Raw genomic sequence first — 13,587 nt, forward strand, 5'->3', positions numbered from 1 at the left:
ACAATTCACGCCCATTTTTTCTAAGAGGAGCGCAACGTGGAAAGGTTTGATGCCATTATTATAGGCGCTGGTGCGGCTGGTATGTTCTGTTCTGCGCTGGCAGGTCAGGCAGGGCGCAGAGTTTTGCTGATCGATAATGGTAAAAAACCGGGGCGCAAAATCCTCATGTCTGGTGGTGGGCGCTGCAACTTTACCAACCTTTATGTCGAGCCTGGTGCCTATCTGAGCCAGAATCCGCATTTTTGTAAGTCTGCCCTCGCCCGATTTACGCAGTGGGATTTTATTGATCTGGTCAATAAACACGGCATCGCCTGGCACGAGAAAACGTTAGGGCAACTCTTTTGCGATGACTCCGCACAGCAGATTGTTGACATGCTGGTGGCAGAGTGTGAGAAGGGTAATGTGACCTTCAGATTGCGTAGCGAAGTGCTGAGTGTGGCAAAGGATGAAACGGGTTTTACGCTTGAACTGAATGGTATGACCGTCGGCTGCGATAAACTGGTCATTGCGACCGGAGGCCTCTCGATGCCGGGTCTGGGCGCGTCGCCGTTCGGTTATAAGATTGCCGAACAATTTGGCCTCAACGTGTTGCCGACGCGCGCTGGTCTGGTGCCATTCACACTGCATAAACCGTTGCTGGAAGAGTTACAGGTGCTGGCAGGCGTTGCAGTACCTTCAGTGATCACCGCTGAAAACGGCACGGTGTTCCGTGAAAATTTACTCTTCACGCATCGTGGCTTATCTGGTCCGGCGGTGTTGCAGATATCCAGCTACTGGCAACCGGGTGAATTTGTCAGCATCAATCTGCTACCGGATGTCGACCTGGAAGCCTTCCTTAACGAGCAGCGCAGTGCACATCCGAATCAGAGCCTGAAGAACACGTTGGCGGTTCATCTGCCGAAACGGTTGGTTGAACGGTTGCAACAACTTGGGCAAATCCCGGACGTCCCGCTAAAACAGCTCAACGTGCGTGACCAACAGGCGCTGATTACCACATTGACCGAGTGGCGCGTACAACCCAACGGCACCGAAGGCTATCGCACCGCCGAAGTGACTCTCGGCGGCGTGGACACCAATGAACTCTCATCACGGACGATGGAAGCGCGCAAAGTGTCTGGGCTGTACTTTATTGGTGAAGTGATGGACGTCACAGGTTGGCTGGGAGGCTATAACTTCCAGTGGGCGTGGTCCAGCGCGTGGGCTTGTGCGCAGGATTTGGCGGCAGAATAAGACGTAAAGTACCCCCTCATTTTCGCAGTGAAATCAGGGGGAATCAACCTGAATAAAGCCCAGATAAGACGCTCAGCGTCTTATCTGAAGTCTTTTCTATTATTTTTTTGCAGACCCTGCTTCTAATATAGAAACGATTGAAAATAGCGTAAAACACACTGCACCTAAGCCAACCAGAACCCGCGAGGGAATAAAGTAAGCCATATCGGTTTGCGCAATCTCTGCAAGGAATGCCGCGAGGAATAGGCAAAACAGACAGGTAAATACGGGTATCATGGGTATTCTGTTGGTTAACGAACAGGTGCGTCTCCAGACCAGCGCCAGCAACCACACTTTGGAGAAAATACTGTAGCAGATCATCCCCAGACAAATGAGAATAATACCCGGAGCCAGACGGGCATTTTCATCTGAACTGATTAATACGTAGATGCCCTGAATAACGGTAAGTGAGCCGAGTAAAATAACCCAATAACACCAGAGCCAATGTTCTTTCGCTGAGAACGTATTCCGCGTTTGATGGATGATGGTAGCAACCAGACCAATAAGACAAGCGCAAATTGCTGTTAGCCCCAGGAGCACATGGCCTGCAACATAATGTGGTGTGATATTTGCGCTGCGTAACAGCACTATTGACCAAATAAAACCGAAGAGAGTGAGCAGAACGGGGATAGCAATTAAGTAATTACCGATAGTTGAAGAATACGCCTGCAATGGTGTTCCATCACTCTTACTACCCGCTGCGTTTTTCGGGATCAGCAGAAAATGCCCGGAAGAGGCCGCCACGGTTGATACGCAGGCGGCAATCATGCCAACACCGAAAATCACATGCCCGGCGACAAATTCATCTGCCATCACATTATCGCTGGCCAGAAATGACCATCCCCAAATCATAGTTGCAATGGAGCCAGCATAACCAATAACAGGGAATAATGTGTTGTAGAGTTTATTCGCGCCATGATTTAACTGAGAGATAATAATAAATGCGGTAGTGAACAATGCCAGACATATTGCAGAGAGAGAAATCAGAACATGCCCTGCAACGAAGTATTCACTTTGTCCAGAACCTGCTAATACAAACTCACCTAATGCGATGCATATTACCCCCATTAGCAAAGGGATTAATTTAAATAACCATCCAATATAGATATTCATCTCTATCTCCATATGTTTTTCTGCTAATATCAGAAAGCGTATAAGTAGTATTTTCAGCTAGTTAAATATAACAATGAGATACCACTAATTGTAAAAAGTGACTTTACTATAGCTGGATTTATTGTTGTAAGTATCGGCTTTTAGAGATGGATTAAAGCTGGTAATTAAATATTTATCCTACGATGAATTCTGAATTAATATATTTTTCTTATTTTCATCGTTGCGTAAGGTGCAGTCTTTTCTCATTCATCACCTTTTCGTAAAAAACGTATTCACATTCGGGAAATATTCGTACTCAAGGGGATAATAACTCTGTGTGATAGTTACATTATTTCCTGTTGTGAAAATTTATGTCGCACAACCTGAGAACCTGTAAAAAGGATTTTTGGTTAAGAACGTAATCGAAATGTAGAACATCGTGGTGTATCACAAGCTGATAGTAATCAAATAGACAACATGAATATAACTGTTAGTATTTAATTGATTTCAATTATGAGTATGCGTGTTTCATTTACGGCCAGGAATGCTGATGATGACAACATTACTACCCGTTTTCACTAAGCCTTCCCCGTTGGTGCTCATCTTGCAGCGCCCTGGCCGCATATGCCGTTTCCTTCTTATCCCGGATGGAAGAATCCGCTGAACGTCGTTCAGTGGCAGTTGTAACACGTTTCGTTTGCTTACAGGGATTATGGCGGATCGATTATGGATAAGAGTAAACGCCATCTGGCGTGGTGGGTTGTCGGGGTTCTGGCGGTTGCTACCGTCGTGGCATGGTGGTTGTTGCGCCCGACAGGTGTGCCGGAAGGTTTTGCCGTCAGTAATGGGCGCATTGAAGCGACGGAAGTGGATATCGCCAGCAAAATCGCCGGGCGTATCGACACTATTCTGGTGAAAGAAGGCCAGTTTGTCCGCGAAGGTGAAGTGCTGGCGAAAATGGATACCCGCGTGTTGCAGGAGCAGCGGCTGGAAGCCATCGCACAAATCAAAGAAGCACAAAGCGCCGTTGCTGCCGCCCGGGCCTTGCTGGAGCAGAGGCAAAGTGAAACTCGCGCCGCGCAGTCGCTGGTCAATCAACGCCAGGCTGAACTGGACTCCGTTGCCAAACGTCATACCCGTTCCCGCTCGCTCGCCCATAGTGGGGCTATTTCTGCGCAACAACTGGATGATGACCGCGCCGCTGCCGAAAGCGCCCGTGCTGCGCTGGAATCGGCAAAAGCCCAGGTTTCTGCCTCTAAAGCCGCTATAGAAGCGGCACGCACCAATATCATTCAGGCGCAAACGCGTGTCGAAGCCGCACAAGCCACTGAACGGCGTATCGCGGCAGATATCGACGATAGTGAACTGAAAGCCCCGCGCGACGGACGTGTGCAGTATCGGGTTGCTGAGCCTGGTGAAGTGTTGGCGGCAGGCGGTCGGGTGCTGAATATGGTCGACCTGAGCGATGTCTATATGACCTTCTTCCTGCCAACCGAACAGGCTGGCACGCTGAAACTGGGCGGGGAAGCGCGTCTGATCCTTGATGCCGCGCCAGATCTGCGTATTCCGGCGACCATCAGCTTTGTCGCCAGCGTTGCCCAGTTCACGCCAAAAACCGTCGAAACCAGCGATGAACGGCTGAAACTGATGTTCCGCGTCAAAGCGCGTATCCCACCGGAATTACTCCAGCAGCATCTGGAATATGTCAAAACTGGCTTGCCGGGCGTGGCGTGGGTGCGGGTGAATGAAGAACTTCCGTGGCCTGAAGACCTGGCGGTGAGGTTGCCGCAATGACGCATCTGGAACTGGTTCCCGTCCCGCCTGTCGCGCAACTGGCGGGCGTGAGCCAGCATTATGGAAAAACCGTTGCGCTGAACAATATCACTCTCGATATTCCGGCCCGCTGTATGGTCGGGCTGATTGGCCCTGACGGTGTCGGGAAGTCGAGTTTGTTGTCGTTGATTTCTGGTGCCCGCGTCATTGAGCAGGGCAGCGTGATGGTATTGGGCGGCGATATGCGCGACCCGAAGCATCGCCGCGACGTCTGCCCGCGCATCGCCTGGATGCCACAAGGACTGGGCAAAAACCTCTACCACACCTTGTCGGTGTATGAAAACGTCGATTTTTTCGCCCGCTTGTTCGGTCACGACAAAGCGGAGCGGGAAGTGCGAATTAATGAACTACTGACCAGCACCGGGTTAGCACCTTTTCGCGATCGTCCGGCGGGTAAACTCTCCGGCGGCATGAAGCAAAAACTTGGGTTGTGTTGTGCGTTAATCCACGATCCGGAATTGTTGATTCTTGATGAGCCTACGACGGGGGTTGACCCGCTCTCCCGCGCCCAGTTCTGGGATCTGATCGACAGCATCCGCCAGCGGCAGAGTAATATGAGCGTGCTGGTTGCCACCGCCTATATGGAAGAGGCCGAACGCTTCGACTGGCTGGTAGCGATGAATGCCGGAGAAGTGCTGGCAACCGGAAGTGCCGAAGAGCTGCGGCAGCAAACGCAAAGCGCCACGCTGGAAGAAGCATTTATAAATCTGTTGCCGCAAGCGCAACGCCAGGCGCATCAGGCGGTAGTCATCCCACCGTATCAACCTGAAAACGCAGAGATTGCCATCGAAGCGCGCGATCTGACCATGCGTTTTGGTTCCTTTGTCGCTGTTGATCACGTTAATTTTCGCATTCCACGCGGGGAGATTTTTGGGTTTCTCGGTTCGAACGGCTGCGGTAAATCCACCACCATGAAAATGCTCACCGGGCTGCTGCCTGCCAGCGAAGGTGAAGCGTGGTTGTTTGGGCAACCAGTCGATCCAAAAGATATCGATACCCGCCGGCGGGTGGGTTATATGTCGCAGGCGTTTTCGCTTTATAACGAACTCACCGTGCGGCAAAACCTTGAGCTACATGCCCGCTTGTTTCACATTCCGGAAGCGGACATTCCTGCGCGAGTTGCTGAGATGAGCGAGCGTTTTAAGCTCAACGATGTTGAAGATGCACTGCCGGAATCCCTGCCGCTCGGTATTCGTCAGCGACTTTCGCTGGCTGTGGCGGTGATTCATCGCCCGGAGATGTTAATCCTCGATGAGCCGACTTCTGGCGTCGATCCAGTGGCGAGGGATATGTTCTGGCAGTTGATGGTGGATCTCTCGCGCCAGGACAAAGTGACCATTTTCATCTCCACCCACTTTATGAACGAAGCGGAACGCTGCGACCGCATCTCGCTGATGCACGCCGGAAAAGTACTCGCCAGTGGCACGCCGCAGGAGCTGGTTGAGAAACGCAGGGCTGCCAGTCTGGAAGAGGCATTTATCGCCTATTTGCAGGAAGCGGCAGGGCAGAGCAACGAAGTTGAAGCACCGCCCGTGGGACATGACACCACTCACGCGCCACGTCAGGGATTTAGCCTGCGTCGTCTGTTTAGCTACAGCCGCCGCGAAGCACTGGAACTGCGACGCGATCCGGTACGTTCAACGCTGGCGCTGATGGGGACGGTGATCCTGATGCTGATAATGGGTTACGGCATCAGTATGGATGTGGAAAACCTGCGCTTTGCGGTGCTTGACCGCGACCAGACTGTCAGCAGCCAGGCGTGGACACTCAATCTCTCCGGTTCCCGTTACTTTATCGAACAGCCGCCGCTCACCAGTTACGATGAGCTTGAGCGCCGGATGCGTGCAGGAGATGTGACGGTAGCGATTGAGATCCCACCCAATTTTGGCCGCGATATCGCACGCGGTACGCCGGTGGAAATCGGCGTCTGGATCGACGGCGCGATGCCCAGCCGCGCTGAAACGGTAAAAGGTTACGTGCAGGCGATGCATCAGAACTGGCTACAGAACGAGGCAAGCCAACAATCGACACCAGCCAGTCAAAGCGGTCTGATGAACATTGAGACGCGCTATCGCTATAACCCGGACGTAAAAAGTCTGCCAGCGATTGTTCCGGCGGTGATCCCGCTTCTGTTGATGATGATTCCCTCAATGCTAAGCGCCCTTAGCGTGGTACGGGAAAAAGAGTTGGGGTCGATTATCAATCTCTACGTTACGCCTACTACCCGCAGCGAATTTTTGCTCGGTAAACAGTTACCGTACATCGCGCTGGGAATGCTGAACTTTTTCCTGCTCTGCGGCCTGTCGGTGTTTGTGTTTGGCGTGCCGCATAAAGGCAGTTTCCTGACGCTCACCCTGGCGGCACTGCTGTATATCATCATCGCCACCGGAATGGGGCTGCTGATCTCCACCTTTATGAAAAGCCAGATAGCCGCCATTTTCGGTACTGCCATAATCACGTTGATTCCGGCGACGCAGTTTTCCGGGATGATCGATCCGGTAGCTTCACTGGAAGGGCCGGGACGTTGGATTGGCGAGGTTTATCCGACCAGCCATTTTCTGACTATCGCCCGTGGGACATTCTCGAAGGCGCTGGATCTGACTGATTTGTGGCAACTTTTCATCCCGTTGCTGATAGCCATACCGCTGGTGATGGGCTTAAGCATCCTGCTACTGAAAAAACAGGAGGGATGATGCGCCATTTACGCAATATTTTTAATCTGGGTATCAAAGAGTTGCGCAGTCTGCTCGGTGATAAAGCGATGCTGACGCTGATTGTCTTCTCGTTTACGGTGTCGGTGTACTCGTCGGCAACCGTTACGCCAGGATCGTTGAACCTCGCGCCGATCGCTATTGCCGATATGGATCAATCGCAATTGTCGAACCGGATCGTTAACAGCTTCTATCGCCCGTGGTTTTTGCCACCGGAGATGATCACCGCCGATGAGATGGATGCCGGACTGGACGCCGGACGCTATACCTTCGCGATAAATATTCCGCCAAATTTTCAGCGTGATGTCCTCGCCGGACGCCAGCCAGATATTCAGGTGAACGTCGATGCCACGCGCATGAGCCAGGCATTCACTGGCAACGGTTATATCCAGAATATTATCAACGGTGAAGTGAATAGCTTTGTCGCGCGCTACCGTGATAACAGCGAACCGTTGGTATCGCTGGAAACCCGCATGCGCTTTAACCCGAACCTCGACCCCGCGTGGTTTGGCGGGGTGATGGCGATCATCAACAACATTACCATGCTGGCGATTGTGCTCACCGGATCGGCACTGATCCGTGAGCGTGAACACGGCACGGTGGAACACTTGTTGGTGATGCCGATAACGCCGTTTGAGATCATGATGGCGAAGGTCTGGTCGATGGGGCTGGTGGTGTTGGTGGTGTCGGGATTATCGCTGGTGCTGATGGTGAAAGGTGTGCTGGGCGTACCGATTGAAGGCTCGATCCCGCTGTTTATGCTGGGTGTAGCGCTCAGTTTGTTTGCCACCACGTCAATCGGCATTTTTATGGGGACGATAGCACGTTCGATGCCACAGCTTGGGCTGCTGGTGATTCTGGTGTTGCTACCGTTACAAATGCTTTCCGGTGGCTCTACCCCGCGCGAAAGTATGCCGCAGATGGTGCAGGATATTATGCTGACCATGCCGACGACACACTTTGTTAGCCTCGCGCAAGCCATTCTCTACCGTGGTGCCGGATTCGAAATCGTCTGGCCGCAGTTCCTGACGCTGATGGCAATTGGCGGCGCGTTTTTCACCATCGCGCTACTGCGATTCAGGAAGACGATTGGGACAATGGCGTAAGGAAGGGAAACCTGGCTTCATATTGTGATGTCATAAAGCGAAGTCATAAATTTTAGCTGCGTTCATTACGCAGAACATCTGCCTTTACAGGATCTATCTATGCAACTGAACTTAATTTTATAAATTAAGTTCAGTTAATATCTTTTCTTTCCTCGTTTCAGAAATAAATCAATCTTCCTTCGGCAAGCACTGCAAATGCCCGTGCCGTACGCCGCGCTGGGCGATAACATCATCGGCAAAATGCTGTATATCGCCCATGTCACCTTTCAGCACGGCGATTTCCAGGCAGTCGTCGTGATTAATGTGCACATGCAGCGTGGCGACCGAAAGGTCGTGGTGGTGATGCTGCGTGGAGACAATACGGCTGGCTAAGTCGCGTTTTTCGTGTTCATACACATAGGAGAGCACCGCGAAACCTTGTGTGCCGTGCTGCTGGGTAGCCTCCTGTGCCAGAGCGCTACGCAGAATATCGCGGATAGCTTCGGAACGGTTGTTATAGCCGCGACGCTGGCTCAGGCTGTCCAGCGTCTCCAGTAAATCGTCATCAAGCGTGATGGTGACTCGTTGCATTTGCGTTAAACCTTTTCTGTGGCGCGACGGCGCACGGGGAATGCGGGTAATACCGCGTTTTGTAGCACACGTCCGGCGTCAGAGGAAAAGGTTAATTTCTCTCCCACCACCTGGGTTTCGACGATTTGCCCGTTGTCCATCACCATTACCCGCTGGCAAAAACGTTCTACCAGGCGTAAGTCGTGGGTGATGAACAGGCAGGCGGTGCCAAACTGCTGTTGCAGCTTTTTCAGCAGGCGAATCACTCCCGCCTGCAGTACCAGGTCAAGGTTAGAAACGGCTTCATCCAGAATCAGCAATTTCGGTTCGACTGCCAGCGCGCGCGCCAGGCAGACGCGCTGGAGTTGGCCGCCGCTTAGCTGCGGTGGGCGCTTGTCGAGCACGCTGTCGTCGAGATCTACCGCATTCAGCATTTCGCTGGCGCGCGCCAGTTGCTCCGATTTTTTCAGCGATAACAGGTGACGCATCGGCTCACGCAGGATCTCGCGCACGGTTTTGCGTGGGTTAACGGCGCTGATGGAGTCCTGAAACACCATCTGAATATCACGGCGGAACGCTTTACGCTGGGCGCGATTGAGCTTCGCCAGCGGTTCACCGCGCCAGCTAATCGTGCCCTGCGACGGCGACTCTAAACCCACCAGCAGCCGTGCGAGAGTACTTTTCCCACAGCCGCTGCGCCCCAGCAAGGCGACAGTTTCACCGCTTTTCAGGGTCAGAGAAACGTTATTCAGTACCGCCTGATGCTGGTGCTTACCGCTAAATCCACCGTGCGCATAGTGATGTGAAAGGCCGGAAACGTTAAGTAAAGTCATGATGCCAGCTCCATACCGTAAAGCGCGAGATGAGCGGAAACCAGGCTGCGCGTCACCGGATGTTGCGGCGCGTTAAACAGCGTTTCGACATCGCCCTGTTCGACAATCTTACCGTGTGACATCACTGCTACATCGTCCGCCAGACGCGCCACTACGCCCATATCATGAGTGACCAGCAACATTCCCGGAGCCTGCTTTTGCATAATGCTTTCCAGCAGATCAAGGATGCGCGCCTGCGCCACCACATCAAGGTCGGTAGTCGGTTCATCAGCGATGATAAACGGTGATTCACACAGCACTGCCATCGCAATCATCATGCGCTGCAACATGCCGCCGCTCATCTCGAACGGGTACAGCTTCAGCACGCGCGCAGCGTTTTCCAGCCCCACTGCTTCTATGGCTGCGATAAGCGTGGCGTCATCGGCGGGTTTCCCTAACGCCTGGCAGGTTTCCCGCGCGTGGGTGTGCATGGTGTGCAGCGGATTAAAGGCGCTGCGTGGGTTTTGCATGATGGTAGCAATTTTGACACCGCGCAGGGTGCAGGGAGAAACCGGTTTGCCATCGGCTAAAATTTCCCCAGCCGTCTGGCGAACGCCTGCGGGTAGAATGCCCAGCGTCGCGGCGCAGGTTAATGATTTCCCGCTGCCGCTACCGCCAACTAACGCCAGCACGCGCCCGCGTTGCAGGGTTAACGATACACCGTGCACCAGCGGCTTTGCGGCCTGTAGCGCGATATCGCGCAGTTCAATCTGTTGCGGCATTAGTGTGCGTGCTCCGTCACCAGATGAGGATCCAGATGATCGCGCAGTGCGTCACCCACCAGGTTAAAGGCCATCACGCTGATAAACAGCGCCAGCCCCGGCCAGAACATTTGCAGCGGCTGAGTCCAGATATACTGGCGCGCGTCGTTAATCATCACGCCCCATTCGGCGGTCGGCGCGGTCACGCCGAGGCCGAGGAAGGACATTCCCGCCACGTGCAGCATCATATGGCCGATATCCAGCGTTGCCAGTACCAGCAGCGAAGGGATCACCGCGCCTGCCAGATGGTCGACAAACACCCGCACATGGCCCGCGCCAGAAAGCCGTGACGCCAGCACAAACTCGCGTTGGCGCAGTGAAATCACCAGGCTGCGCACCATACGTGCGTACCACGCCCAGTGCGACAGGGCGATGGCGATAATCACGTTGGTTAGCCCGGTGCCGAGTACGCCGACCATAAAGAACGACAGAATCGAGGTCGGGAAGGTCATAAACATATCCGCAACGCGCATGGTGGCCTGATCGACGCGCCCGCCAATCAGCCCGGCGCTACCGCCAATAATCAACCCTAACGTCAGTACCAGCAGCAGGCAGGCCATTACTGAGCCGAGCGACACGCGAGTCGCCGCCATCAGCCGCGAGAAAATATCGCGGCCTAAATGATCAGTGCCCAACCAGTGCTGCGCATCTGGCGAAAGCAGGCGAGAAGGCAGATCAATCGCCTGTGGATCATACGGTAGCCACCACTGGCTGGTGAGCGCAATCAGCGCCAGCAGGGCGATAATGATCAGCGCCAGACGTACCGACCAGCGGGAAGAGTGGAAAAAGTTCACGCGTGCGCTCCTTCATGACGACGAATACGCGGGTCCAGCGCAGCATTGATCAAATCAACAATCAAATTACAGACCACAAAAACCACCACCATCATCAGCGTAAAACACTGAATGACCGGATAGTCACGGTTAAAAATTGCCGACACGGCGTAACGGCCGACGCCCGGCCAGGCAAAGATATTTTCGATAATCATTGTCCCGCCGATCAGTTCGCCAATGTGCATCCCCACGGCGGTGATCATCGGCAGCGAGGCATTGCGCAGGATGTGACGGCGTTCGGTCTGTTTGTCGTTCAGACCGCGTAGCCGCGCCCAGGTCACGTGACGCTGACCGGCGACGTCGAGCATACTGGCGCGCAGCAGACGTGCGTTTATCGCCAGCGACATAAAGGCGATGGATACCGCAGGTAAAATGAGGTGCTGCCAGCCGCCGTAGCCCATCGCGGGCAGCCATTGCAGATACACCGAAAACCCCATCACCAGCAAAAATGCCAGCCAGAAGTTAGGCATCGACACGCCGAGAAACGCGATAAAACGCACGGCGAAATCGGGCAGGCGATCGCGATGGCGCGCCGCCCAGATACCGAGCGGCACGGAAGTGAGCAGAATTAACACCAGCGCTGCGCCTGCCAGTTCCAGCGTGGCGGGCAGGAAATTCAGCATATCGTCCAGCACCGGGCGTTGGCTGGCGAATGAGACACCAAAATCAAGATGTAGCGCCTTCCACAGCCAGGTGCCGTATTGCACGTACAGCGGCTGATCCAGACCGAGCATTGTGCGGGTAGAAGCCAGCATTTCCGGCGTCGGCGGCAGGTTGGACAGACGCAGATAATCGAGCGCTGGATCGCCGGTGCCGAGGCGTAGCATCAGAAAAATGATCACCGAGGCGGCAAGCACCATCGGGATCAGCAGCAGAAAGCGGCGCAATACATAACGCAACATTAAGGTTTCACCGGTTTAATCTGTTCGAACGGAATTTCAGTGGCAATCGGCGCGTAGGGGATGTTGCCTAGTTCCGGTTTTGCCACCACCATCATCGAGATATAGCTGATTGGCAGATAAACCGCCTCGTCGTGCAGACGGGTCAGAATGTCGCGATATAGTGCCTGACGTTGTGTTTCGTCATGGGTCGCCAGCACTTCGCCAATCTCTTTATCAATCAGCGGCTTGTCGGCTAATCCTTGCTGTGCCTGGAAGTCAGCGTGCGACGGTACGCGCATCGAACTCAGGAAAGCGTGTGGATCGTATGGCGCGCCCCAGGTGCGGTGGAAAATCATGCCAAATCGACCGTCACGTTGGCGGGCGTAGATACTGCTCTCTTCTTCTCCAATTAATGTGATATCAGCGCCAATCTGGTGCATATCGGCCTGAATGATTTCTGCCATTGATTTGCTTAACGCATCGGTGCCGATGAACGACAGTTCAATGCGCAGCGGCTGACCGTTTTTCTCGCGGATATCTTTGCCCGCAGGCAGCGTCCAGCCTGCTTTTTCCAGCAAATCTTTCGCTTTCTGTGGATCGTACTGGCGCGGCTTCAGGCCGAGATTAGCGTAAGGCACAGAAGGGGCAAACAGAGTGTCGGCAACCTGCTGGGTGCCATACAATGCGTTATCAATCAGCGATTTTTTGTTTACGGCGTAATTGAGCGCTTCCCGCACTGCCAGCTCGTTGGTAGGGGCTTTGGCGGTATTAAGCGCCAGCATCACAGTTTCGATCGGTTGTGACAGTTGAGTGTGGTAAGCCGGGGTCTGGCTAAAGCGGGCGAAGGTATCGAGTGGCAGCAGCCCTTCATTACCGTACAGCAGGTCGATATCACCGGTTTCGAAAGCTACCGCGCGAGTAGTCGGGTCGGGGATCACGTTGAAGGTGATCTTTTTAATTGCCGGTTTTTCACCCCAGTAGTTTTCGTTACGGACGAAGACATCGTATTGATTCAGTTTCGATTCCTGCAAAACCCACGGCCCGGTGCCAATCGGGGCTTTAATCCCGTTCATGGTTTCGTGGTTTTTAAATTGTGACGGAGCGATAAAGCGGAAAGGGCGCGGCAGAGCCAGTTCTTGCAGGAAAGGATAGTAGGCGCTTTTCAGGGTGATTTGTAGCTCGGTTTTGCTGAGTGCTTTGACACCAACAATCTGATTTGCCAGCTCCAGCCAGGCGTGACGTTGACGGTTATCGAGCACTGCGCGGAAGTTTTCTGCTGCGGCCTCTGCATCGAACGGTTCACCATTAGAGAATTTCACGTCATCACGCAGGGTGAAGGTCCAGGTTTTGCCATCTTCCGAATGGGTCCAGCTTTTTGCCAGCCACGGGGTCACCGAACCGTCTGCCTGATATTTCACCAATGGTTCATAAACCATGCTCTGGGCGAACATCTGGTTAGGCGTGTAAAGGTGCGGGTTTAGTGGCCCGACGTTCACCGGCCAGGCGGTGGTGATTTCATCTGGCGCGGCGGCATGGACGATAAAAGACGCACAAGCCAGCAGCGCAAACAGAGTGCGGCGGAGTGTGGAGAACATGGTAACCCCAATGGATTAAAATAGATGGCGGAAATAAGTATGACGATTTTAAGTATTCGTCATACTGATAACCTGTTCTGGATCA

General features: G+C 53.6%; 12 protein-coding genes. 5 read left to right on the top strand and 7 right to left on the bottom strand.

From position 1 onward, the window contains the following. Positions 1 to 36: 36 nt before the first annotated feature. The gene (locus tag A1WG_RS11880) at positions 37 to 1,230 is read left to right on the top strand and encodes a BaiN/RdsA family NAD(P)/FAD-dependent oxidoreductase (protein WP_000439152.1); all 1,194 of its coding nucleotides are present in this window, start codon (positions 37 to 39) and stop codon (positions 1,228 to 1,230) included. Between the two features lie 99 nt (positions 1,231 to 1,329). Here A1WG_RS11880 and A1WG_RS11875 read toward each other — a convergent pair whose 3' ends face one another. Further along, positions 1,330 to 2,382, bottom strand: a complete 1,053-nt coding sequence (locus A1WG_RS11875) for a DUF2776 family protein (protein ID WP_001517283.1) — start codon at positions 2,380 to 2,382, stop codon at positions 1,330 to 1,332. Between the two features lie 529 nt (positions 2,383 to 2,911). Between A1WG_RS11875 and A1WG_RS24965 the strand changes: the two genes are divergently transcribed. From A1WG_RS24965 to A1WG_RS11860, 4 genes are all read left to right on the top strand, one after another. Further along, positions 2,912 to 3,025 carry a hypothetical protein gene (locus A1WG_RS24965; protein WP_214678606.1) on the top strand — a complete coding sequence of 38 codons (114 nt, stop codon included), beginning with the start codon at positions 2,912 to 2,914 and terminating at the stop codon, positions 3,023 to 3,025. A gap of 62 nt (positions 3,026 to 3,087) precedes the next feature. After that, entirely contained in the window at positions 3,088 to 4,155 is a 1,068-nt protein-coding gene (locus A1WG_RS11870) for an HlyD family secretion protein (protein ID WP_000361522.1), read from the top strand. After that, positions 4,152 to 6,887 (top strand): ribosome-associated ATPase/putative transporter RbbA, encoded by a 2,736-nt coding sequence (gene rbbA / locus A1WG_RS11865; protein WP_001517282.1) that lies wholly within the window; start codon positions 4,152 to 4,154, stop codon positions 6,885 to 6,887. The genes A1WG_RS11870 and rbbA overlap by 4 nt, the downstream gene beginning before the upstream one ends. Then, a complete protein-coding gene (locus A1WG_RS11860) occupies positions 6,887 to 8,011 on the top strand; it encodes an ABC transporter permease (RefSeq protein ID WP_001314210.1) in 1,125 nt (374 codons plus the stop codon). Before rbbA ends, A1WG_RS11860 begins: the two co-directional genes overlap by 1 nt. Before the next feature lie 168 nt (positions 8,012 to 8,179). Here the strand turns inward: A1WG_RS11860 and nikR are convergent, their stop codons facing one another. The 6 genes from nikR to nikA are packed head-to-tail and all read right to left on the bottom strand — an operon-like array spanning position 8,180 to position 13,502. Continuing rightward, positions 8,180 to 8,581, bottom strand: coding sequence for a nickel-responsive transcriptional regulator NikR (gene nikR / locus A1WG_RS11855; protein WP_001190061.1), 402 nt, complete (start codon positions 8,579 to 8,581; stop codon positions 8,180 to 8,182). 5 nt (positions 8,582 to 8,586) lie between these two features. Further along, the gene (gene nikE / locus A1WG_RS11850; RefSeq protein ID WP_000173709.1) at positions 8,587 to 9,393 is read right to left on the bottom strand and encodes a nickel import ATP-binding protein NikE; all 807 of its coding nucleotides are present in this window, start codon (positions 9,391 to 9,393) and stop codon (positions 8,587 to 8,589) included. After that, positions 9,390 to 10,154 carry a nickel import ATP-binding protein NikD gene (gene nikD / locus A1WG_RS11845; RefSeq protein ID WP_001517281.1) on the bottom strand — a complete coding sequence of 255 codons (765 nt, stop codon included), beginning with the start codon at positions 10,152 to 10,154 and terminating at the stop codon, positions 9,390 to 9,392. The genes nikE and nikD overlap by 4 nt, the downstream gene beginning before the upstream one ends. Next, complete coding sequence (gene nikC / locus A1WG_RS11840) at positions 10,154 to 10,987, bottom strand: nickel ABC transporter permease subunit NikC (protein WP_001517280.1); 834 nt, start codon at positions 10,985 to 10,987, stop codon at positions 10,154 to 10,156. The genes nikD and nikC overlap by 1 nt, the downstream gene beginning before the upstream one ends. Further along, positions 10,984 to 11,928: a nickel ABC transporter permease subunit NikB gene (gene nikB, locus A1WG_RS11835; protein WP_000947086.1), complete on the bottom strand. Its 945-nt coding sequence runs from the start codon at positions 11,926 to 11,928 to the stop codon at positions 10,984 to 10,986. Before nikB ends, nikC begins: the two co-directional genes overlap by 4 nt. Beyond that, positions 11,928 to 13,502 carry a nickel ABC transporter substrate-binding protein gene (gene nikA / locus A1WG_RS11830; RefSeq protein WP_001517278.1) on the bottom strand — a complete coding sequence of 525 codons (1,575 nt, stop codon included), beginning with the start codon at positions 13,500 to 13,502 and terminating at the stop codon, positions 11,928 to 11,930. The genes nikB and nikA overlap by 1 nt, the downstream gene beginning before the upstream one ends. Positions 13,503 to 13,587: the final 85 nt, after the last annotated feature.

The organism is Escherichia sp. KTE96 (genome assembly GCF_000408525.1).
GTDB lineage: Bacteria > Pseudomonadota > Gammaproteobacteria > Enterobacterales > Enterobacteriaceae > Escherichia > Escherichia marmotae.

What these genes read in the sequence shown, in the direction of transcription:
- A1WG_RS11870 (WP_000361522.1), top strand. Translation starts at nt 3,088, where the DNA reads ATGGATAAGAGTAAACGCCATCTGGCGTGGTGGGTTGTCGGGGTTCTG.
- nikE (WP_000173709.1), bottom strand. Translation starts at nt 9,393, where the DNA reads ATGACTTTACTTAACGTTTCCGGCCTTTCACATCACTATGCGCACGGT.
- nikD (WP_001517281.1), bottom strand. Translation starts at nt 10,154, where the DNA reads ATGCCGCAACAGATTGAACTGCGCGATATCGCGCTACAGGCCGCAAAG.
- nikA (WP_001517278.1), bottom strand. Translation starts at nt 13,502, where the DNA reads ATGTTCTCCACACTCCGCCGCACTCTGTTTGCGCTGCTGGCTTGTGCG.
- A1WG_RS11875 (WP_001517283.1), bottom strand. Translation starts at nt 2,382, where the DNA reads ATGAATATCTATATTGGATGGTTATTTAAATTAATCCCTTTGCTAATG.
- A1WG_RS24965 (WP_214678606.1), top strand. Translation starts at nt 2,912, where the DNA reads ATGATGACAACATTACTACCCGTTTTCACTAAGCCTTCCCCGTTGGTG.
- nikB (WP_000947086.1), bottom strand. Translation starts at nt 11,928, where the DNA reads ATGTTGCGTTATGTATTGCGCCGCTTTCTGCTGCTGATCCCGATGGTG.
- rbbA (WP_001517282.1), top strand. Translation starts at nt 4,152, where the DNA reads ATGACGCATCTGGAACTGGTTCCCGTCCCGCCTGTCGCGCAACTGGCG.
- nikR (WP_001190061.1), bottom strand. Translation starts at nt 8,581, where the DNA reads ATGCAACGAGTCACCATCACGCTTGATGACGATTTACTGGAGACGCTG.
- A1WG_RS11860 (WP_001314210.1), top strand. Translation starts at nt 6,887, where the DNA reads ATGCGCCATTTACGCAATATTTTTAATCTGGGTATCAAAGAGTTGCGC.